Source organism: Methylobacterium sp. J-043, from assembly GCF_022829505.1.
GTDB classification, from domain to species: Bacteria; Pseudomonadota; Alphaproteobacteria; order Rhizobiales; family Beijerinckiaceae; genus Methylobacterium; species Methylobacterium extorquens_A.
The window spans coordinates 289,675-309,855 of record NZ_JAKSYB010000058.1 but is presented as its reverse complement, the minus strand read 5'-3'; the positions used below and the strand labels follow the sequence as shown (position 1 = coordinate 309,855).

Below are 20,181 nucleotides of genomic sequence, written 5' to 3'. Positions count from 1 at the left end.
GCCTACTCCGCCGGCACCGCCCGACTGATGGGCCGGGCGGGCAGCGCCACGGCCTTGCGCCGAACCGACAGCCGCGCCGCCCGCTTGCGCCACCAGATCACCACGCCGGTGACCGACAGCATCGCCACGACGAGCCCCATGAGCGAGATCAGGATGCGGCCGGGCAAGCCGAGGATGCGACCTGAATGGACCGGGAACTGCGCCTGCACGAAGATATCGGCGGCGGTGCCGACCCAGGGCTGGCGGTCGCCGATCACCCGGCCGTCTCCCCCGTCGAAATAGATCGCCGCCGGGCCGACGCCCGCCGCGCCGTGGTCGTCGCCGGGCTCGAAGAAGCGGGCGGTGTAGAAGCCCTGCATCGTGCTGTAGGCCAGCGCGCCGACCGGCTCCTTCCAGCCGCGGCGTTGTCCCTCTGCCTGCGCCGCCTCCAGGATGCGAGCGTAATCCACCCCCGGCTCGATCGGCTTGAGCGGCGAAACGAAGGGGCGGGTATTCGACGGCTCCGGCGTCACCTGCGAGACGCTCGACATCAGCGGTAGGAACACCTCGCGGTAGAGATTGAGCGAGAACGCCGTGAAGGCGAGCACGAACAGTAGCGCGAAGGTCCAGAGGCTAAAGGCCCGGTGCAGGTCGAAGGTGATGCGGTAGGGGCTGCCGGAAGTTTTCACCTTCCAGGCGGGCTTCCAGCGCGACCACCAGCCCCGGCCGAGCTGCCGCTCGACCGCCGCCGGACGCTCCGGGTTGGCGGGCTTGCGCACCGGAAGCGTCAGGTAGAAGCCGACGAAGGAGTCGAGCGTCCAGACGATGGCGACGATCCCGAGCAGCCAGATGCCCCAGCGCTCCTCGCCCCACATCTCCGGCAGGTGCAGGGAATAGTGCAGCTTGTACAGGAACGAGATCAGCGTCTCGCGGGTGATCGGCCAGACCTGACCCCATTCCCGCCGGCCGAGTTCGGTCCCCGTCACGGGGTCGAGAAAGACCTGATTGTAGCCGAGCCGGTGCAGCGTGCCGGTCGCCGCATCGACCCGCGGCATCACGAACAGCGACAGCGACTCGCCGGGCTCGGCCGCCAGCGGGAGATAGGCGACGCGGGCGCGGGGATCGCGCGCCTCGAACCGCCGTGCCAGGTCGAGGGCGGGGATTGCCGCACCACGGCTCTCGACCGCGTGCAGATGCGGGTTCAGCCAATCGTCGAGTTCGTGGTCCCAGGAGATCACCGCGCCGGTGAGGCCCGCCACGAGCAGGAAAGCCGCGATCGCCAGGCCGGCCCAGCGGTGGAGAAGGACGAAAACGGAGCGCGCCATCAACCCTCGAGCCTCTTGCCGCGACGGACCGGCCGACGTCGGAGAAGGAAAGGCGATCCGGCCCTCGGACGAACGAGCCCCGGTCCGGTCAGTCCCTTGTGCAGGCCCTCATGCCTGCGCGGCGAGGGCAAGACCGTCGATAAAGGTTGCCACGTCCATGCGCTACCCCTTGGCCGACCCTTCAATCGTGCGCGACACGATCAAGCGTGAAGATCCGGTGAAGGCCGGCCGGGCGTGCTCCGGCTGGTTTAACAACCCTTAAACCCGCCGCAATTACTGTCTCTGACGCAAGGGGGCGACCCGCCGTGCCGCAGGGCCAGCCGGCGCGTCCGAAGGGGATCGATCCGGCGGAATACCGACGCGCGGATCCCGAGCAGGGGAGCACGGTCGCGGGAGGCAAGATCCTTTCGGGGATCGGCAGCCCCGGACGCATGGAACGCATGGCGCAGTCTCGCGGACGCAAACCACGCAGCGAACCCACCTTCGACATTCCGGAGGGGAGCGAGCCCGGTCGCCTCGACGTGCGCCTTTCGCGCAGCGACCGGTCCGCGGGCGGCCAGCGGGCTTCGGCCAGCCGCCCCGCCTCGGCGCCGAAGGCGCGTGCGCGCAAGGCGTCCGGTGGAGGCGGTGGAAAGCGTCCGCCGCGGCGGCGGTCCTGGCTCGGCCGTCTGGTCTATGCCGGGGTCGTCCTCGGCATCTGGGTGGCGATCGGGCTCGCCGGCCTCATCGCCTACCACGCCTCGCAACTGCCGCCGATCGACCAGCTCGCCGTTCCGAAGCGCCCGCCCAACATCGCGATCCTGGCCAGCGACGGCAGCCTGCTCGCCAACCGCGGCGAGACCGGCGGACGCGTCGTCTCGATCAAGGAATTGCCGCCCTACCTGCCCCGCGCCTTCGTGGCGATCGAGGACCGGCGGTTCTACGACCATTTCGGCATCGATCCCGTCGGCATCGCCCGCGCGATCACCCAGAACTTGACCCGGCGCGGGGTGGCGCAGGGCGGCTCGACGCTGACCCAGCAGCTTGCCAAGAACCTGTTCCTGACGCCCGAGCGCTCCGCCTCGCGGAAGATCCAGGAGGCGATCCTGGCGCTGTGGTTGGAGCACAAATACTCGAAGGACGAGATCCTCGAACTCTACCTCAACCGGGTCTATTTCGGTGCCGGCGCCTACGGCGTCGAGGCCGCGGCGCAGCGCTATTTCGGCAAGCCCGCCAAGAACGTGACCCTGGCGGAGGCCGCCATGCTCGGCGGCCTCGTGCAGGCGCCCTCGCGACTTGCGCCGAACCGCAACCTGAAGGCGGCGCAGGCCCGTGCGGCTCAGGTGCTCGCGGCGATGGAGGAGCTGGGCTTCGCCAAGAGCGCCGACGCGAAAGTCGCGCTGGCGCAACCCGCCCGGCCCGCCTCGACCCGCGGCGGCGGCTCGCCGAACTACGTCGCCGACCTCGTCATGGACGTGCTCGACGACTTCCTGCCGAAGTTCGACGAGGATATCGTCGTCGCCACCACCGTCGATGCGAGCATGCAGACGGCGGGCGAGAAGGCGCTCACCGACGAGCTCAATGCCAAGGGCGCCCGCTACAACGTTGCCCAGGGTGCCCTCGTCTCGATGCGGCCGGACGGGGCGATCCGCGCCCTCGTCGGCGGGCGCGACTACGCCCAGAGCCAGTTCAACCGCGCCACCACCGCCAAGCGCCAGCCGGGCTCGGCCTTCAAGCCCTTCGTGTACCTCGCGGCGGTCGAGCGCGGCCTGACCCCCGACACGATGCGCGAGGACGCGCCCGTGCGTATCGGCAACTGGGCGCCGGAGAACTACTCGCACAACTATCGCGGCCCGGTCTCCCTGCGTGAGGCGCTGGCGCTCTCGCTCAATACGGTGGCGGTGAAGCTCGGCCAGGAGGTCGGCCCGAAGGTGGTGGTGCAGACCGCCCAGCGGCTCGGTATCTCCTCTTCGCTCCAAGCCAACGGCTCGATCGCCCTCGGCACATCGGAGGTGACGCCGCTCGAACTGGTGGGCGCCTACTGCGCCTTCGCCAATGGCGGGACCGGTGTGATTCCCTACGTCATCGCCAGCATCAAGAGCGCCACCGGCAAGGTTCTCTACAAGCGCGGCGAGGGCGGGCTCGGCCGCGTCATCGACCCCAACGCCGTCGGCATGATGAACGCCATGATGCATGACGTCTTCACCATGGGCACGGCGAAGAAGGCCGAGATTCCCGGTTGGGAGCTGGCCGGCAAGACCGGCACCAGCCAGGAGTTCCGCGATGCGTGGTTCGTCGGCTACTCCGCCACCCTTGTGACCGGGGTCTGGCTCGGCAACGATGACGGCGAACCGACCAAGCGCGCCTCCGGCGGCAGCCTGCCGGTGGAGATCTGGAAAGCCTACATGACGACGGCGCTCAAGGGCGAGAAGCCGGTGGGCCTGCCGGGCATGAACCGCTGGCGGGCGCCGCGGCCCGAGGCGCAGCCTGAGCGGGATTCCGGCCCTGGCGGCCTGATCGGCGCACTGCTCGGCGAGCCGGAGCAGACCGCCTCCGCCCTCCCCCCGCGCTCGGTGTCTCGGGAGCGTGGTCCGAGCCGGGACGATCGCAACTTCCTCGAGAAGCTGTTCGGGGTCGGCGAGTAGGCGCTGCCCGATTTGCCTGATGGGGTCGGTTAATCCCTCCCGTCGAGCGGCGGCTGACAAAAATTCGGGCGCGGCCTGAGCCGGCCGTGCGGCCGGGCGCCACATTCGCGCCACGTTGAAGGCATGACCCTCCGACAGTCTGGAGAGGATCGCGGGCTCCGCCCGCGCTTCCTGATGGCCGACGGAAGGAGCCCCCGTGTCGACCCGCCTGCCCGACCGTTGCCCGCATGGCCCTGTGGCCTCCGCGAACGGGCCGGGCGCATCTTCCTCCGCCGGCCGCCGGAGCCCGATCTGATGCTGCCGCACCATCGCTGGTTCTGGCTTCTCATCCTGCTCGCCGCGGGCGGCGCCGGGCTGCTCTACAACGTCATCTTCGCCGGGGGCGCGAGCCCGGCGGCGGGCTTTACCTACGGCCTGTGTGTCGGCGTTTCGGCGCTGGCCTTCGACCGGGGCGTCCTCCTGGCGGGCGTCCAGTCGCGCATTCGGCGCCTGCCCGCGGGGCTCTACGTCGTTGCGGCGGAACTCTCCTACGTGGCGATGATCGTCGTCGGCAACGCGCTTGGCGGCTTCGTCGTCTGGCTGCTCGGCCTGACCGGCGACAGTCTGGAGGAAGCGGTGCGCACCACGCCGCGGGTGCTGGCCTACGCGCTCGCCGTCTCGGCGCTCCTCGTCTTCGTGATCCGCATGCGCGACCTGATCGGCGGCGAGGTGTTCATCAACTTCCTCGTCGGGCGCTACCATCGCCCGGTGGAGGAGGAGCGCATCTTCCTGTTCCTCGACGTGGTCGGCTCCACCGCCTTCGCCGAGACGCACGGCGACCTGCGCGCGCAGGAATATCTCAGCGCCGTCTTCGCGACGCTGGCCGAGCCGGTGCGGCGCTTCTACGGCTCGACCGACGACTATATCGGCGATCTCGCCATGATCACCTGGCCGATGGAGCGCGGCCTGAAGGATGCGCGCTGCGTCGAGTGCCTGTTCGCGGTGCGCGAGCGCATTGAGGCGGAGGCGGAGGGCTGGGAGGCCCGCTTCGGCACCGTGCCGCGCCTGCGGGCGGGCCTGCACGGTGGCCCGGTGGTGACGGCCGAAGTCGGGGTGGACCGGCACAAGATCGCCTATTTCGGCGACGCGGTGAACGTCGTCGCCCGCGTCGAGGCCCTGTGCCGCCCGCTCGGCGTCGATACGCTGATCTCGGAGGATCTGCTGAAGCGGCTGCCGCGGCTGCCCGAGGGCGTCGTCGTGCGACCGCTCGGCACCCATGCCCTGCGCGGGCGCGGGCAGCCGCTTGCCGTCGCGACCCTCGAACGCAACGGAACCGCGGCGCTCGCCGAGCCGACGGCACCGCGGATCGCCGCCGCGCCCTAGAGCATCATCCCGAGAGCCGGTTGCCGGCTTTCGGAAGAAGATGATGCGAGAACAAAAGGCCGGAGCATCGTCCCGAGTCCAATATCTTGAACGATGCTCCGGGGCGGAGAACCCGCCGCTCAGCTCACCCGCAGCAGCAGCAGGATCGACGCGATCGTCATGATCGCCAGGGTCGCGATAATGCCGCCGCCCCGGCAAGCGAACTGGCGCGGTGAGTTCGTGGGAGCGAACATGCCGATCGGATGCAGGATGCGCGCGATCACCAGCACGATCAGCAGGCCCTGCACCCAGCCATGGGAGCCGCCAGCCGCCTCGTAGAGCGCGATCAGCAGCAGGGTCAGCGGCACGTATTCCTGGAAGTTGCCATGCGAGCGGACGCGTCGCTGGAGCGCGTCCTGCCCGCCATCGCCGAACAGGACGTTGCCGGAGAGCCGGCCGCCGATCACCCATCCGGACAATCCGGCATAGATCAGGCCCAGAATCGCGGCGTAGAAAGCCGTGGTAGTCGGAAAGATCACAGTGAAGAACCTTGGATAGGAGGGGCAACCCGCCGGACGGCGGATGTCGTTGGCGCTTCGCAAAGTAGGATTATCGGCGCCGTGTTCCGCCCGTACCGGCGATCACGAAGGCGTATCTGTGACACGACGGTCGCGGATTGTCCCCACATGCCGCTCGGCGCGGCGGGCGATGGGACGAGATTAAGCATTCTACCGAAAGGTGTCGTCGGCCTTCGGCGGAAGGCAATGGGCTAGGATGGCGTGATGCGGTCCGGTCGGCGGAGCGTGACCGGGCGCGAGGGTCGTTCAGGAGGATGTCGGTGGGCGGCAAGCTGATCGCGGTGGCGAACATGAAGGGCGGGGTCGGCAAGACCACCACCGTGGTCATGCTCGCCGAGGCGCTGGCCGCCGACGGGGCCCGGGTGCTCGTGGTCGATCTCGACCCGCAGGCGAGCGTGTCGGTCTGCCTCGCGGGCGATACGCTGCTCGGCGAGATGATCGTTCGCGGGCGCACGCTCGAGGCCTATCTCGCCCTCAAGCTCATCACCCGCCACAAGCCCGACCTCTCCGCCCGTATCCAACCCGGCGTGAGCCTGACCACCCACAAGAACGCACCGCTCTCGCTCTCGCTGCTGCCGTCGGGCCCGCATCTGCGGCTGGTGGAGCGGGAGATCCTCTACGAGCTGACCGAGCGAAAATTCTCGATGCACGCCATCGACGAGAAGCTGTGGAAGGTCTTTCACGACGACTTCGTGCCCTTGGCGAGGCATTACGATTACGTCTTCTTCGATTGCGCGCCGGGTATCTCGCCGATGACCGAAGTGGCGGTGCGCGCCGCCGACCTCGTCCTCGTCACCTCGATCCCGGACTTTCTCTCGACCTACGGGCTCAACGCCTTCGTCGAGACGATCTGGCGGCGCTCCAGCCGGCAGGCGAGCCATATCGCCCCGAAGAGTGCGCCCTACGTTCTGGTGACCCGCTTCCAGGCCCAGGTGCGCCAGCATCAGCGAACCCTGGCGCGCCTCCAGGCAGAGGCGGGGGCCGAGGATGCCGGCTTCCGTCTGCTCGAAACCCGCATTCCTCAGGCGGCGGCACTCGCCGACGCGCTGGTGCCGGCCGACGGGGCGCCCCCGACCTTCTCGGCCAAGTATGGCGCCCATGTTCCCAACGTGCTGATCCCGCTGGTCGCGGAAGTGAAGGAACTTCTCCATGGCCCTTGATGTCGATGGCTATGCCGTCTTGCAGGCGATGGCCTCCGCGCCGGAAGCGTTTCCCGACATCCGCACCGAGATTCCCAAAGCCGCCCGTGCCCTGGTCGTGAAGCAGCTCAAGGCCCGGTCCCTGCGCGTGGCGTCGCTGCGCCTGATCCGTGAGGTTCTCGGAAGCGAGAGCTTCGCCCTGATCGCCGACGGGATGTCCGAGGCCGAGGTAAAGGGCTTGGTGACCCGCCTCGACCCGCACCATCCCTCGCTGAAGACCGCGACGCCGGGCTGGCATCGCCATCGCCTCACCGCCCTGGCCGCCGGCGATGCGCCGTTCCGCAAGGGCGAGACCCGCATCGAGGACAGCCCGGCGAAGCCGCGTGCCACCGAGGCGCCGCCGGAGCGTGCCCTTGCCAGCCGCCCCTTCTCCGCGGTGTGGGACGGCAAGGATCACGACACACCGCCCACGAAGGAAGTGCGGGAGAAGAAGGACAAGGAGAAGGACCGAAAGGGCAAGAAGAAGAAGGGCTGATACGGTCCCAGCTTGATCCAAGCGTGGACCGGAGCAGCACGCCCACGCGGCTTTGAGCGAAGTCCAAATCCGCTATCCCGAAGGGATCGACCGGAGTTGGTATGAGGCCGTTCCGCGCAAAGCGGCGGCCTAAGCTTCCGGAAACAGCACCGCGTAACGGGCCTTGAGGGCGGCGAGCCGACCCTGCCCTTCCAGCACCGCAACCCGGTGCTGCCGCGTGACGTCGAGCAGCCCATCGGCCATCTCCGCCTCGCCGCAGAGCCGGGCGCGCTCGGAGATCTGAGAAAGCTGATCGGCCATCAGGCTATCGATCCGTATTCCCTCGGTCAGCGATTGCATCAGATTCAGCATCGCCTCACGGGCGTGGATGTAAGAGGGCAATGGGGCGGGTATACGGTCCGTCACGGTACTCGCAGACGTCAGGCCGACAACGCTCCGACGCTGCCCGAGGCTTGGCGCCTCCGGCCATTGCATAGGATAAACTACCTCCGCTTTTGACGGGTAAGTGCCGTGCACCGGCACCGCGTCATGGGCAGTCCGCACGCTCCACCAACGAAGAAGGGGCCGCCTTTCGGCGACCCCTCCCCCGTTCTGCGTCTGGGTGCGTGGACTTAGAAGTCCATGCCGCCCATGCCGCCGCCGCCCGGCATCGCCGGGGCGCCGCTGTCCTTCTTCGGCGCGTCGGCGACCATGGCTTCCGTGGTCACCAGCAGGCCGGCGACCGAGGCCGCGTCCTGAAGGGCGGTGCGCACGACCTTGGCCGGGTCGACGATGCCGGCCTGGATCATGTCGACGTACTCTTCGGTCTGCGCGTTGAAGCCGAAGGTCTCGCCGCCGTTGTCGGTGATCTTGCCGACGACGATCGAGCCCTCGACGCCCGCGTTGCTGGCGATCTGACGGATCGGGGCCTCGAGCGCCTTGAGGACGATCTTGATGCCGGCCTGGACGTCCGGGATCTCGGACTTCAGCTGGGCGACCGCCTTCTTGGCGAGTAGCAGTGCGACGCCGCCGCCCGGGACGATGCCCTCCTCCACCGCAGCGCGGGTGGCGTTGAGCGCGTCGTCCACGCGGTCCTTCTTCTCCTTGACCTCGACCTCGGTCGCGCCGCCGACGCGGATCACCGCGACGCCGCCCGCGAGCTTGGCCAGACGCTCCTGGAGCTTCTCACGGTCGTAGTCCGAGGTGGTCTCCTCGATCTGCGCCTTGATCTGGCCGACGCGGGCCTCGATGTCGGCCTTCTCGCCGAGACCGTCGATGATCGTGGTGGTCTCCTTCTCGATGCGGACGCGCTTGGCGCGGCCGAGCATCGGCAGGGCGACGTTCTCGAGCTTGATGCCGAGATCCTCGGAGATCGTCTGGCCCTTGGTGAGGATCGCGATGTCCTCGAGCATCGCCTTACGGCGATCACCGAAGCCCGGAGCCTTCACAGCCGCGACCTTGAGGCCGCCGCGCAGCTTGTTCACGACGAGCGTGGCGAGCGCCTCACCCTCGATGTCCTCGGCGATGATGACGAGCGGCTTGCCGGTCTGCACCACGGCCTCGAGCACCGGCAGCATCGGCTGCAGCGACGAGAGCTTCTTCTCGTGGATGAGGATGTAGGGATCCTCGAGCTCGGCGACCATCTTCTCGGCGTTGGTCACGAAGTACGGCGAGAGGTAGCCGCGATCGAACTGCATGCCCTCGACGACGTCGAGTTCGGTCTCGGCGGTCTTGGCCTCCTCGACGGTGATGACGCCCTCGTTGCCCACCTTCTGCATGGCGTGGGCGATCATCTCGCCGATCTCCTTGTCGCCGTTGGCGGAGATCGTGCCGACCTGAGCGACCTCCTCAGAAGAGGCGACCTTCTTGGCGCGGGCGGTGATGTCCTTCACCGCGGCGGCCGTGGCGAGGTCGATGCCGCGCTTCAGGTCCATCGGGTTGATGCCGGCGGCGACGTACTTGGCGCCTTCGCGGACGATGGCCTGGGCCAGCACGGTCGCGGTGGTGGTGCCGTCACCGGCGATGTCGTTGGTCTTCGAGGCCACTTCGCGCACCATCTGTGCGCCCATGTTCTCGAAGCGGTCGGCGAGCTCGATCTCCTTGGCGACGGTGACGCCGTCCTTGGTGATGCGCGGCGCGCCGAAGCTCTTCTCGATCACGACGTTGCGGCCCTTGGGGCCGAGCGTCACCTTGACGGCATCCGCGAGGATGTCGACGCCGCGCAGCATCTTGTCGCGAGCATCGGCGGAGAAACGTACGTCTTTCGCTGCCATGTGAGTTTACCTCGAATGATGGAAGGGGCCCGAAGCCGGCCGAGGGCGGTACCCTGGCGGCCTCCAAGGGCGGTGGAAGGGTGCGCGCCTTAGAGGGCGACGACGCCCATGATGTCGGATTCCTTCATGATGAGGAGATCCTGGCCGTCGATCTTGACCTCGGTGCCGGACCACTTGCCGAACAGCACGCGGTCACCGACCTTCACGTCGAGGGCGTTGATGCGGCCCTGCTCGTCGCGAGCGCCGGGGCCGACGGCGACGATCTCGCCCTCTTGCGGCTTCTCCTTGGCGGTATCCGGGATGATGATGCCGCCTTTCGTCTTCTCTTCGCTTTCGATGCGACGGACGACGACGCGGTCGTGCAGCGGACGGAACTTCATGAGCTGCCCTCTTGCTTCGGAATGGCGGTTGGTCTTCATGCGGCCGGGACGACCGCGATCCACCTGATTGTTAGCACTCCAAGCAAGTGAGTGCTAACGACGCTGGCGAGATAGGCGCGTGGCGTTTTTGAGTCAAGGCGCAGCGTCTTTCCCGCTGCGGCGTTCTCGCACGAATTTCCCGTCCACTCCGGACGACACGGACGATCCTTCCCCATGATGAGCCTTCAAGGGGCAAACGGCGCGGTCGAGCACGGCGGCGCGGGGGGCGGCGCAAGCCTGCCCGATCACGCGGTCTGGATCGACCTGAACGATCCGACGGCCGCGGAGGCCGCGCAGGTCGAGCGCAAGACGGGCATCCGGGTGCCCTCGCGCGCGGCATTGAGCGAGGTCGAGTCGTCGAGCCGCCTGCGCCGCAACCGCGACGGCCTCTCCCTCTCGACGCCGATGGTGACCTTCGACCGCTCGGATTTCAGCCTGAAGCCGCTGGGCTTCCTGCTCAATGCGGACCACCTCGTCACCGTGCGCTTCCATGACATGCGCGCCATCGCGGCGGTCCGAAAGCGTGTGGACGAGCGCGACGGCGACGGCAGCACCAGCACCCGCATGTTCCTGCTCGTGGTCGAGGAACTGGTCGACAACCTCGCCGACCTGCTGGAGGAGATGTCGGGGGACCTTGATTCGCTCTCCACCCGCATCTTCGATTTCGATGCCGGCGCCCGCCCCGGCGCCCGCAAGGGTGACGCCACCGCGCCGAAGCGGCGCGACCTCGCCCTGCGCCGCCTGCTCCGTTCGGTGGGGCGCCACGGCAAGTCGCTGTCGAAGGTCCGCGCCAGCCTGCTCGGGCTCGCGCGCATCACCGCCTTCGCCAAGGGTGAGTGCGGGCAGACCCTCGCGGAGGGCGACGCGCCGCGCTTCGACACGCTGGCGCAGGACATCGCCTCGCTGGACGAGTTCGAGACGCGGCTCTCCGAGACCGTCCAGTTCCTGCTCGACGCGACGCTCGGGCTCATCAACATCGAGCAGAACAACGCCTTCCGGGTTCTGACGGTCGTGTCCGTGGTCGGCGTGCCGCCGACCCTGGTGGCCTCGGTGTACGGCATGAACTTCAAGCACATGCCCGAACTCGATTGGGCCTACGGTTACCCCTACGGTCTGGTGCTGATCGTGATCTCGGCGATCGTGCCGCTGCTCTACTTCAAGGCGAAGGGCTGGCTCTAAAGCACCCTCCGACGAACCGGCAACCATCTCGTCGGAGGGTGCTCCAACGGCGCCGGACCATCCGCTTTCGGGCGGAGGGCGCCCCACAATTCAGGCTTTGTTGGCGGCTAGCTGCGAGGCTCCCCCGTCCGGGCTTAAGGCCGAGCGAGCAGCGCACCCCATCCCATGGCCGTCATTGCCGCCTTCGTCCTCAATGCCGGGCTGAACTTCATCCTCGGCATCGCCATCGCCCGGATGCTGGGTCCGGCCGATTTCGGTCGGTTCGCCCTGGCGACGGCCGGTGCGGTCGTGCTGAACACGATCCTGTTCGAGTGGCTGCGGCTCTCGGCGACGCGGTTCTACTCGGCGCGGGTGCGCGAGGCCGAGCCATGGATCCGCCGGGGGCTGGACCGGGCCTACATGGTCATCGCGCTGGCGCTGTTTGCCGCCGCCGCCCTCTGTGCCGGTCTCGGGATCGCCGTCAATCCGACCCCCGAGGGCCGGCTCGTCATGACCGCCGGCACCATGGTCGCAGCCATCGGCATCGGGCTGTTCGACTATCACGCGGCGCTTGCCCGCGCCCGCTTCATCGGCAGCGCCTATCTCCGGCTCGTGGTGTGGAAGAACGTTCTGGCCTTCGTGCTGATGGCCGGCACCGCGTGGCTGTTTTCGCAGCCGGTCTGGGTGCTGGTCGCGGGGGGCTTGAGCCAGTTCCTGGCGGTGCTGCCGATGCAAAAGGTTCTCGGGGATGAGGCTCTCGGGCACGCGCCCGCCTTGGCCCACGGCCAGTTGCGAAAAACCCTGCGCCTGTTCGCGGCCTACGGTTTGCCCTTGATCGCGGCCAACGCCGTCTATCAGATCATGCCGTTCCTCAACCGCGCCGCCATCGCCGGCACCGCAGGCTTTGCAGAGGCCGGCTATTTCGCACTCGCGGCCGATCTCGGCTCGCGGGCCTTCTCGACACTCGGCGCGGCGCTCGACCTGCTGCTGTTCCAGATCGCCGTGCAGGCCGAGGAGCATCATGGCCGTGAAGCCGCCGAGACCCAGGTCGCGCGCAACATCGCCATCGTGGTGGCACTGCTCCTGCCCTGCGCCGCCGGCTACTGGGCCGTCACGCCCGCCCTCCAGGCGCTGATCGTGCCGGAGGAGTTCCGCGGGCCATTCGCGGACTATACCGACCTTTTGATCCCGGGCCTGTTCTGCCTCTCGATCATGAACTTCGCCCTCAATCCCATCTTCCAGATCCGACGCCGGACGAGCCCGGTGGTCGCCGCCGCCCTCATCGGGCTGGCCGTCAACGCCGCCGGTCTCGTCCTGCTGCCGCGGATGATGGGGCCGCAGGGCGTCGCCGTCGCGCAGACCCTGGGCCTCGTGGCGGCGGTCGCCATCCTCGGCCTGCGGGCGCTGACGGGGGGAGAGCGCCTGCGCCTGCCGGGCCGCGACCTCGCCCTCACGGCCGCTGCCTGCTTCGCCATGGTGCTGGCGGTGCTGCCGTTCCGCGGCCTGCAGCCGGCGCTCGCCCTACCCGCCTGCATCGCGGCCGGAATGCTCGTCTACGGGGCCCTCGTCTGGTTCCTCGACATCGCCGGCCTGCGCAGCGCCGTGCGCCAGCGCTTCCCGAAGCGGCTGCCGGCCGCCGCGCGGTAGAGCCGGCTTGCCACTTCGGTCCAAACGGGGTTTGAGTCCGGTCGCGTCTGAACGCTCCAAAAGAATCCCACGGGACGAAAACGATGACCTCATACGCGCCGGCGAGCGAGCAGGAGGCGGCGGCCATCGTGGCGCAGGCCGCCGGCCGGTCGGAACCGTTGCGGCTCGTCGGCGGGGGCACCAAGGCGGCGTTCGGCCGCCCGCCGCAGGACGAGGCGACGCTCGCCGCGGCAAGTCTCACCGGCATCACCCTCTACGAGCCGGCCGAGATGGTGGTTGCCGCCCGTGCCGGCACGCCGCTCGCCGAGGTCGAGGCGCTGCTGGCCGGGCGCGGCCAGATGCTGCCCTTCGAGCCGATGGATCACCGCGCGCTCCTCGGCTCCACCGGCGAGCCGACCTTCGGCGCGGTGGCGGCGGCCAACAATTCCGGCCCCCGCCGCATCAATGCGGGCGCGGCCCGCGACAGCCTGATCGGCGTGCGCTTCGTCAACGGACGCGGCCAGCCGATCAAGTCCGGCGGGCGGGTGATGAAGAACGTCACCGGCCTCGATCTCGTGAAGCTGATGGCCGGCTCCTGGGGCACGCTCGGCCTGCTGACCGAGGTCACCTTCAAGGTGCTGCCGGTGCAGGAGCGGGTCGCGACCCTCGTGCTGTCGGGCCTTGCCGACGCCGCCGCGGTCGAGGCGCTCGCCACCGCCCTCGGCTCACCGTTCGAGCTGACCGGCGCCGCCCATCTCCCCGCCGGTGTCGGCGGCCCGGCGCCGCGCACGCTGATGCGCGTCGAGGGTTTTGCCAAGTCGGTCGGCTATCGCCTCGGCGAATTGCGCCGCCTCCTGCGCCGCTACGGTGAGCCACAAGTCGTCGAAAGCGAGGAGAGCGCCGCACTCTGGCGCGCCGTGCGCGACGTGATCCCGCTCGCCGACCCGCGCGAGGCCGCAATCTGGCGCATCTCCACCGCTCCGACCCGCGGGCCGGCCGTCACCGCGGCGATCGCCGCCGAGCGCGACGCGCGCTGGTTCTACGATTGGGGCGGCGGCCTGATCTGGCTCGCCACCAATGCTTCCGACGATGCCGGCGCCGCGGTGATCCGCGCCGCGGTGAAGGCCACCGGCAGCGGGCACGCGACGCTGGTGCGCGCGCCCGAGACCCTGCGCGCGGCTGTCCCCGTCTTCGAGCCGCTGCCCGAGCCGTTGATGCGCATCAGCGCCGGCATCAAAGCCGCGCACGATCCCGCCGGCATCTTCAACCCCGGCCGGATGTACGCAGGCGTCTGACCCTCGCTTCGCGTCAGAACACGAACCGCAGGCCGGCATAGAGCAGCCCGGCCAGGGTGATCGCCGCCGGCAGGGTCAGCAGCCACGCGGCGGCGAGGTTGCGCACGGTGGTCCATTGCAGGCCCGAGCCGTTGGCCGCCATGGTGCCGGCGACGCCGCTCGACAGGATGTGGGTGGTCGAGACCGGCAGGCCGTAGGCCTCCGCGAGGCCGATCGTGCCCGCGGCCGTGATCTCGGCGGACGCACCTTGCGCGTAGGTCAGGTGCTTCTTGCCGATGCGGCTGCCGACCGTGACGACGATGCGCTTCCAGCCCACCATCGTGCCGAGGCCGAGCGCGAGGGCGACCGACACCTTCACCCAGGTCGGAATGTAGCGGGTGCCGTCGTTCAGATTCGCCTCGTAGGCCTTCAGCGTCTCGGCCTCCTCGCCGACGAAGAGCCCCTCGTGCTTGTTCAGGCTGTGGATGGCGTCCGAGGCGAGGTACATGTCGTTGCGCAGGTTCGGCGTTGCCGCGGCCGGAACGTGGCGGATCGCGCCGTACTCCTTCACCTTCGTGGCGATGTCGTCCGAGAGGGCGGCGAGGGCCGCATAGGTCTCCGCCCGGTCGAGATCCTTCTTTCCCAGCGCCGCGGTGATCTGCGCGCGCCCCTCGGCCGGGCTCGGCATTCGGGTTTGGTCCGCCCGGTTCTGGAACACCGTCCGGGCGCGCTCGGAGACCTGCACGAAATGCGGCGTCGCCGATTCCGCCATGGTGCGGTTGAGTGCGTAGGCGGTGGGCGCGGCGCCGATCAGGATCAGCATGATCAGGCCCATGCCCTTCTGCCCGTCATTGCCGCCATGGGCGAAGGAAACGCCGCCGCAGGTAAGGATCAGCAGGGTGCGAATCCAGAGCGGGGGCGGCGTGTCGCCCTCCGGCTCCCGGTAGAGGGTGCGGTTGCGGATCATGAACCGCATCGTGAGCAGCAGCAGGGCTGCCATGACGAAGCCGACGAGGGGGCTGAACAGCAGCGCGCGCAGCACGCTCCATGCCTGATCCCACTGGACGCCGGACGTGTCCGAACCTTCGGCGGCCATGAGCTGGTTGGCGAGGCCCACGCCGAGGACCGATCCGATCAGCGCGTGCGAGGACGAGTTCGGCAGGCCGAGCGCCCATGTCCCCAGGTTCCACACGATCGCGGCGATGAGCAGCGCGAAGATCATCGCGTAGCCGGCGGACGAGCCGGACTTCAGCACCAGTTCCACGGGCAGCAAGGTGACGACGCTATAGGCGACGGCACCGGTCGAGACGAGGACGCCGAGAAAGTTGAGGACGCCGGAATAGACCACCGCGACGGCCGGAGGCAGGCTGTGGGTGTAGATCACCGTCGCGACGGCATTGGCCGTGTCATGGAAGCCGTTCACGAACTCGAAGCCGAGGGCGATGAGTAGCGCGAGGCCGAGCAGCGCGAAGGCGCCGATTGCCAGCGGCGGCTGCCCGGCGGCCTGCATATCCATGATCAGGTTGAAGAGCGCGTAGCCAATCCCGCCCACCAGCACGAGCAGGAAGAGGATGGTTCCGCCCGGATGCATCCGCCCGTCGAGATCGGGGCCCCCGGACGGGCGGGCCTCGGTGGCTGTCGAACCCCGGTCCGGCAGGCTGAGCGCGTCTGACATCCGAACCTCGAAGGAAGGGACCGCGGCCCGCGACTGTGACGGGCGCCGGGCCATACGGTCTTAGGCCTTGTTGCCACCGGTCGCGCGGCGGCGGCTGCCCGTGGACCAAGATAACGCCAAGCTTACAAATGCTGCTCAGTGGAGAGGTTCCATGAAGTTTCGATGACAGGGGGAAGTGCAGATGTCGGCCGCGATCTCTCCCGGCCCTTTGCGTCTCTGCGCGTCATCGACCGGATCTGGATTGATGAGGGGCGCGGTGGATCGCGGCTTTCACGGTCGCATCACGCCATGGGACGCCGGGGTTCGGATCGTCGTAGAAGGACGCCCATGCTGACGCTCGCGCTCTCGCTCGCCCTTCTCGTCGTGGTGATCCTCATCATCGTTCGGCGGCGCCACCTCACCCTTCTCATGGGTGTGGGCAGCTTGATCGCGGCCCTGCTCGCCATGCTCTGGCTTCAGGATCTCGGGCTCCTGCCCGGCTCACAGGGACCCTTGACCCACACCCGGCCGCAGACGCTCAATGATGTCCGGCGATGACAGCTCTCGATGACAGCTCTGCGGGGGACGGCCAGGGAACTCTCCCGGCCCTTCGCGCGTCTGCCGCGATGGACTGGCCTTCGCTCCGAGGCTCGTCGGATTGGAGACGTCCCGTGCGCAACCTTCTCCTGCTCTTGATCGTGCTTGCAGGCGGCTTCGTGCTGACGGCGATGTACGTCGCACCGAACCAGCCCGAACTGCGGGGCTGGTACGAGACCAATGCATGTCCGCATCTCGACCAGATCAGTCCGAAGATCTGCGAGCCGATCCGGGCCGCCCGAGGCACGAGCGCGATCTGAGGCCGCGTTTGCGCCGGGCCTTCGACTGGTTCTTCCGCGACCGGCGCAGCGGCGCCGTCGTGATCGGCCAGTGGCCGAACGGACCGCTCTGGATCTTCGCTGTAGCCTCGGCCCTGGAATGGCTGCTCGCGGCGGTGATGCCCGGCCTGCCGACTCCGGTCTTCGCGGGCCTCCGCATCGTCGCGCTCCTGGGTCTCACCGTCTGGGCGGTCGATGAGATCCTCCGCGGGGTCAATCCGTGGCGGCGTTGCCTCGGGGCCGCCGTGCTGATCGGGATCGTCGTCAGCCTCGGTCTCAGCGGTCTGGGCGGGCGGTGAGCGAACCCTTCGACCTCCTCGTCATCGGCGGCGGCATCAACGGTGCCGGGATCGCCCGTGATGCGGCCGGACGGGGCCTGCGCGTCCTGTTGTGCGAGCGGGGCGATCTGGCCGAGTACACCTCGTCGGCCTCGACCAAACTGATCCATGGCGGCCTGCGCTACCTCGAACAGTACGAGTTCAGGCTCGTGCGCGAGGCGCTGGCCGAGCGTGAGCGGTTGATGCGGCTCGCACCCCACATCGTCTGGCCCTTGCGCTTCGTCCTGCCCTACGATGCGGGGCTACGGCCAGCCTGGATGCTGCGGCTCGGGCTCTTCCTCTACGATCATCTTACCCGCCTCAAAACGCTGCCCGGTTCTGCATCGCTGCGCCTGGATCGCGATACGGCCGGCGCGCCGCTTCAAAAGCGGCTGACGCGGGGCTTCGCCTATTCCGATTGCTGGGTCGAGGACAGCCGCCTCGTCGTTCTGAATGCGCTCGACGCCGCCGAGCGCGGCGCGCAGGTCCGCACCCGGACCGCCGTCGAATCCGCCCGCCGCGAGGCCAACGCTTGGGCCGTCACCCTCTACGATTCCGACAGGCGGCGGCGGGAGAGCGTGGGCGCGCGGGCCGTCGTGAACGCCGCCGGTCCGTGGGTCGGCGAGACCCTGCTGCGAACGCTCTCCGTGGAAGCTCGGCCCAAGGTGCGCCTCGTCAAGGGGAGCCACATCGTCGTCCGGCGCCTCTACGAGGGCGATCAGGCGTATATCCTGCAGCAACCGGATCGGCGCATCGTCTTCGCCATCCCCTACGAGCGCGACTTCACCCTGATCGGCACCACCGATGTGGCACATGAGGGCGGCCCCGGACCGGTCAGCATCTCTGCCGAGGAGACGCGCTATCTCTGCGCCTGCATCAACCGCTCGTTCGAGCGACAAATCGGCCCGGACGACGTGGTCTGGAGCTTTTCGGGGCTCAGGCCGCTCTACGACGACGCGGCGGCCAACGCTTCGGCGGTCACCCGCGACTACGTGCTCGAACTCGACACCGACGGTCCTCCGGTCCTGTCCGTGTTCGGCGGCAAGATCACGACCTATCGGCGGCTCGCCGAGCACGCCCTCGACCGGCTGGGGCCGCACCTGCCCGGCCTGAAGCCGGCCTGGACCGGGACCGCCCCCCTGCCCGGCGGTGACATGGACGGCGCGGATTTCGAGAGGTTCCTGGCGAGGCTGGTGGCAGAGCGTCCCTTCCTCCCGGAGGCGACCGCCCGCCGGCTCGCCCGCGCCTATGGCACCCGCGTGGAGCAACTGCTCGGCGATGCACGCGCACTGTCCGATCTCGGCGAGACCTTCGGCGGCGATCTCAGCGCGCGCGAGGTCGATTACCTCGTGCAGTACGAATGGGCCCGCACGTCCGACGACGTCCTGTGGCGGCGCTCGAAGCTCGGGCTCAGGATCGGCCGGGCGGATGTCGCCCGACTCGGGCGCACCCTTGCCGCCCAATCGGCCGATCCCGGCGCTCAGCGCCCGTAGACGTCCTCGACTCGGATGATGTCGTCCTCGCCCGTGTAGGAGCCAACCTGCACCTCGATCAGTTCGAGCGGGATCTTGCCGGGATTGGTCAGCCGGTGCATGGAGCCGATCGGCAGGTAAACCGCCTCGTTCTCATGCACGAGGACGATCGAATCGTTCAGCGTCACCTCGGCCGTGCCCTTCACCACCACCCAGTGTTCGGCCCGGTGGAAGTGCTTCTGCAGCGAGAGCCGCCCGCCCGGCGTGACCATGATGCGCTTCACTTGGAAGCGTTCTCCGATATCGATGCGCTGATACCAGCCCCAGGGGCGGTACATCCGGCGGTGGGCATCCGCCTCCGGGTGGGCCTTCTCGCGCAGGACGGTGACGAGATCCTTGACCTTGCCCGATTTCGCCTTAGCTGCGACCAGCACCGCGTCGGGGGTCGCGACCACCACCACGTCGTCGAGTCCAACCACCGTGGTGAGCCCATCGCCCTCGCTGTGCACGAGGCTGCCCGTGGTCTCCACCAGCTCGACCCGGCCGCGGACAGCGTTGCCCTGGGCGTCACGCTCCAGCACCTGCCACACCGCGTCCCAGGTGCCGACATCCGACCACGCGAAGGAGACCGCGAGCACGCCCGCGCGGGTGGTTCGCTCCATCACCGCGTAATCGATCGAGGTTTTAGGCGCCCGCGCGAAGGACTCGGCCTGGAGGCGCACGAAATCGAGATCCGTGGCGGCGTTGGCGAGCGCGCCGCGGGCGGCTTCCAGCACCTCAGGCGCGTGCGCTTCCAGCTCGGCGATCATCACGTCGGCGCGGAACAGGAAGTAGCCCGAGTTCCACAGGGCGCCCTCCGAGATCAGGCGCTCGGCGCCGGCCGAATCCGGCTTCTCGACGAAGCGCTCGACCCTGTGAAGGCCCGGCGCGTCGGGAAGCGCGCCGCCGGTGCGGATGTAGCCGTACTCGGTCGCGGGCCGGGTCGGGGTGATGCCCAGCGTCATGATCTGGCCGAGGCGGGCGCCGCGGGCGGCTTCCTGCGCGGCGCGCGCGAAGGCGGCGGCGTCTTCGATCACATGGTCGGCGGCCATCACCAGCACCACCGTCTCCAGCCCGCGCCGCGCCCCATGCAGCGCGGCCACCGCCACCGCGGCGGCAGAGTCGCGTCGCTCGGGTTCGAGCAGGATGTCGGCGCTGATGCGGCTCTGCGCGAGTTGCTCGGCGACGATGAAGCGGGACTCGGCCGAGGCGATGACCGTCGGCCGGGCGAACACGGCCTGGTCGGCGACGCGGCGGACGGTGGCCTGGAAGGTCGAGGTTGCGGGATCGACCAGCGGCGTGAACTGCTTCGGCATGCTCTCGCGCGAGGCCGGCCACAACCGCGTGCCCGAGCCGCCGCACAGGATCACGGGCAGAATTTTTTCGTGGTCTGCCTCGGCCATCGCCCAGCCCCGTCGCGGATCGAGAGGCGCCAGCCGGTCTAACGAAGGTGCGGGAGCGGCGGGCGCGAAAATTGACCCTGCCGTCTTAGCCGATCCACCCGCACGCCACCACGATGCGGGCCGTGCGGCCCACGATTCAGGTAAATTCTCGAAAGCATCGTCGTGGATATC

The 20,181-nt window shown here is 68.8% G+C and carries 18 protein-coding genes; 11 read left to right on the top strand and 7 right to left on the bottom strand.

The features are described from left to right. Positions 1 to 2 precede the first annotated feature (2 nt). Positions 3 to 1,304 (bottom strand): PepSY-associated TM helix domain-containing protein, encoded by a 1,302-nt coding sequence (locus tag MKK50_RS16725; protein ID WP_499023918.1) that lies wholly within the window; start codon positions 1,302 to 1,304, stop codon positions 3 to 5. A 440-nt stretch (positions 1,305 to 1,744) separates the two neighbouring features. Here MKK50_RS16725 and MKK50_RS16720 point away from each other — a divergent pair, with 440 nt between their 5' ends. After that, positions 1,745 to 3,928: a transglycosylase domain-containing protein gene (locus MKK50_RS16720; RefSeq protein WP_499023916.1), complete on the top strand. Its 2,184-nt coding sequence runs from the start codon at positions 1,745 to 1,747 to the stop codon at positions 3,926 to 3,928. A 294-nt stretch (positions 3,929 to 4,222) separates the two neighbouring features. After that, positions 4,223 to 5,290 carry an adenylate/guanylate cyclase domain-containing protein gene (locus MKK50_RS16715; protein WP_253368331.1) on the top strand — a complete coding sequence of 356 codons (1,068 nt, stop codon included), beginning with the start codon at positions 4,223 to 4,225 and terminating at the stop codon, positions 5,288 to 5,290. Positions 5,291 to 5,409: 119 nt separating this feature from the next. Here MKK50_RS16715 and MKK50_RS16710 read toward each other — a convergent pair whose 3' ends face one another. Further along, on the bottom strand, positions 5,410 to 5,808 hold the full coding sequence (locus tag MKK50_RS16710; RefSeq protein ID WP_253368329.1) for an MAPEG family protein: 399 nt from the start codon (positions 5,806 to 5,808) through the stop codon (positions 5,410 to 5,412). Between the two features lie 293 nt (positions 5,809 to 6,101). On the opposite strand from MKK50_RS16710, the gene MKK50_RS16705 reads away from it, so the two are divergent. Together MKK50_RS16705 and MKK50_RS16700 are read left to right on the top strand one after the other, a co-directional pair. Then, entirely contained in the window at positions 6,102 to 7,007 is a 906-nt protein-coding gene (locus tag MKK50_RS16705) for a ParA family protein (RefSeq protein WP_253368327.1), read from the top strand. Next, positions 6,997 to 7,521 carry a hypothetical protein gene (locus MKK50_RS16700; RefSeq protein ID WP_499023913.1) on the top strand — a complete coding sequence of 175 codons (525 nt, stop codon included), beginning with the start codon at positions 6,997 to 6,999 and terminating at the stop codon, positions 7,519 to 7,521. Before MKK50_RS16705 ends, MKK50_RS16700 begins: the two co-directional genes overlap by 11 nt. Positions 7,522 to 7,650: 129 nt before the next feature. Here MKK50_RS16700 and MKK50_RS16695 read toward each other — a convergent pair whose 3' ends face one another. From MKK50_RS16695 to groES, 3 genes are all read right to left on the bottom strand, one after another. Beyond that, positions 7,651 to 7,860 (bottom strand): hypothetical protein, encoded by a 210-nt coding sequence (locus MKK50_RS16695; RefSeq protein ID WP_253368323.1) that lies wholly within the window; start codon positions 7,858 to 7,860, stop codon positions 7,651 to 7,653. Positions 7,861 to 8,132: 272 nt separating this feature from the next. Further along, on the bottom strand, positions 8,133 to 9,773 hold the full coding sequence (groL, locus tag MKK50_RS16690; protein ID WP_253368321.1) for a chaperonin GroEL: 1,641 nt from the start codon (positions 9,771 to 9,773) through the stop codon (positions 8,133 to 8,135). Between the two features lie 89 nt (positions 9,774 to 9,862). After that, positions 9,863 to 10,153, bottom strand: coding sequence for a co-chaperone GroES (groES, locus tag MKK50_RS16685; RefSeq protein WP_060772000.1), 291 nt, complete (start codon positions 10,151 to 10,153; stop codon positions 9,863 to 9,865). Between the two features lie 213 nt (positions 10,154 to 10,366). Here groES and MKK50_RS16680 point away from each other — a divergent pair, with 213 nt between their 5' ends. The 3 genes from MKK50_RS16680 (at position 10,367) to MKK50_RS16670 (ending at position 14,271) form a co-directional block, all read left to right on the top strand. Then, on the top strand, positions 10,367 to 11,371 hold the full coding sequence (locus MKK50_RS16680) for a magnesium transporter CorA family protein (RefSeq protein ID WP_499023910.1): 1,005 nt from the start codon (positions 10,367 to 10,369) through the stop codon (positions 11,369 to 11,371). A gap of 165 nt (positions 11,372 to 11,536) precedes the next feature. Further along, the gene (locus MKK50_RS16675) at positions 11,537 to 12,997 is read left to right on the top strand and encodes a lipopolysaccharide biosynthesis protein (RefSeq protein ID WP_499023909.1); all 1,461 of its coding nucleotides are present in this window, start codon (positions 11,537 to 11,539) and stop codon (positions 12,995 to 12,997) included. 83 nt (positions 12,998 to 13,080) lie between these two features. Further along, on the top strand, positions 13,081 to 14,271 hold the full coding sequence (locus MKK50_RS16670) for an FAD-binding protein (protein ID WP_499023907.1): 1,191 nt from the start codon (positions 13,081 to 13,083) through the stop codon (positions 14,269 to 14,271). A 13-nt stretch (positions 14,272 to 14,284) separates the two neighbouring features. Here MKK50_RS16670 and MKK50_RS16665 read toward each other — a convergent pair whose 3' ends face one another. Next, the gene (locus MKK50_RS16665) at positions 14,285 to 15,925 is read right to left on the bottom strand and encodes an inorganic phosphate transporter (RefSeq protein ID WP_499023905.1); all 1,641 of its coding nucleotides are present in this window, start codon (positions 15,923 to 15,925) and stop codon (positions 14,285 to 14,287) included. 327 nt (positions 15,926 to 16,252) lie between these two features. On the opposite strand from MKK50_RS16665, the gene MKK50_RS16660 reads away from it, so the two are divergent. From MKK50_RS16660 to glpD, 4 genes are all read left to right on the top strand, one after another. Further along, a complete protein-coding gene (locus MKK50_RS16660; protein WP_499023903.1) occupies positions 16,253 to 16,462 on the top strand; it encodes a hypothetical protein in 210 nt (69 codons plus the stop codon). Positions 16,463 to 16,575: 113 nt separating this feature from the next. Beyond that, positions 16,576 to 16,761 carry a hypothetical protein gene (locus MKK50_RS16655; protein ID WP_253368309.1) on the top strand — a complete coding sequence of 62 codons (186 nt, stop codon included), beginning with the start codon at positions 16,576 to 16,578 and terminating at the stop codon, positions 16,759 to 16,761. Between the two features lie 8 nt (positions 16,762 to 16,769). Then, the gene (locus MKK50_RS16650) at positions 16,770 to 17,078 is read left to right on the top strand and encodes a hypothetical protein (RefSeq protein WP_499023901.1); all 309 of its coding nucleotides are present in this window, start codon (positions 16,770 to 16,772) and stop codon (positions 17,076 to 17,078) included. After that, the gene (glpD, locus tag MKK50_RS16645; RefSeq protein ID WP_499023899.1) at positions 17,075 to 18,589 is read left to right on the top strand and encodes a glycerol-3-phosphate dehydrogenase; all 1,515 of its coding nucleotides are present in this window, start codon (positions 17,075 to 17,077) and stop codon (positions 18,587 to 18,589) included. The genes MKK50_RS16650 and glpD overlap by 4 nt, the downstream gene beginning before the upstream one ends. Here glpD and MKK50_RS16640 read toward each other — a convergent pair. Next, positions 18,577 to 20,010, bottom strand: coding sequence for a mannose-1-phosphate guanylyltransferase/mannose-6-phosphate isomerase (locus MKK50_RS16640; protein WP_499023897.1), 1,434 nt, complete (start codon positions 20,008 to 20,010; stop codon positions 18,577 to 18,579). The two genes, glpD and MKK50_RS16640, sit on opposite strands and share 13 nt — an antisense overlap. Positions 20,011 to 20,181 lie beyond the last annotated feature (171 nt).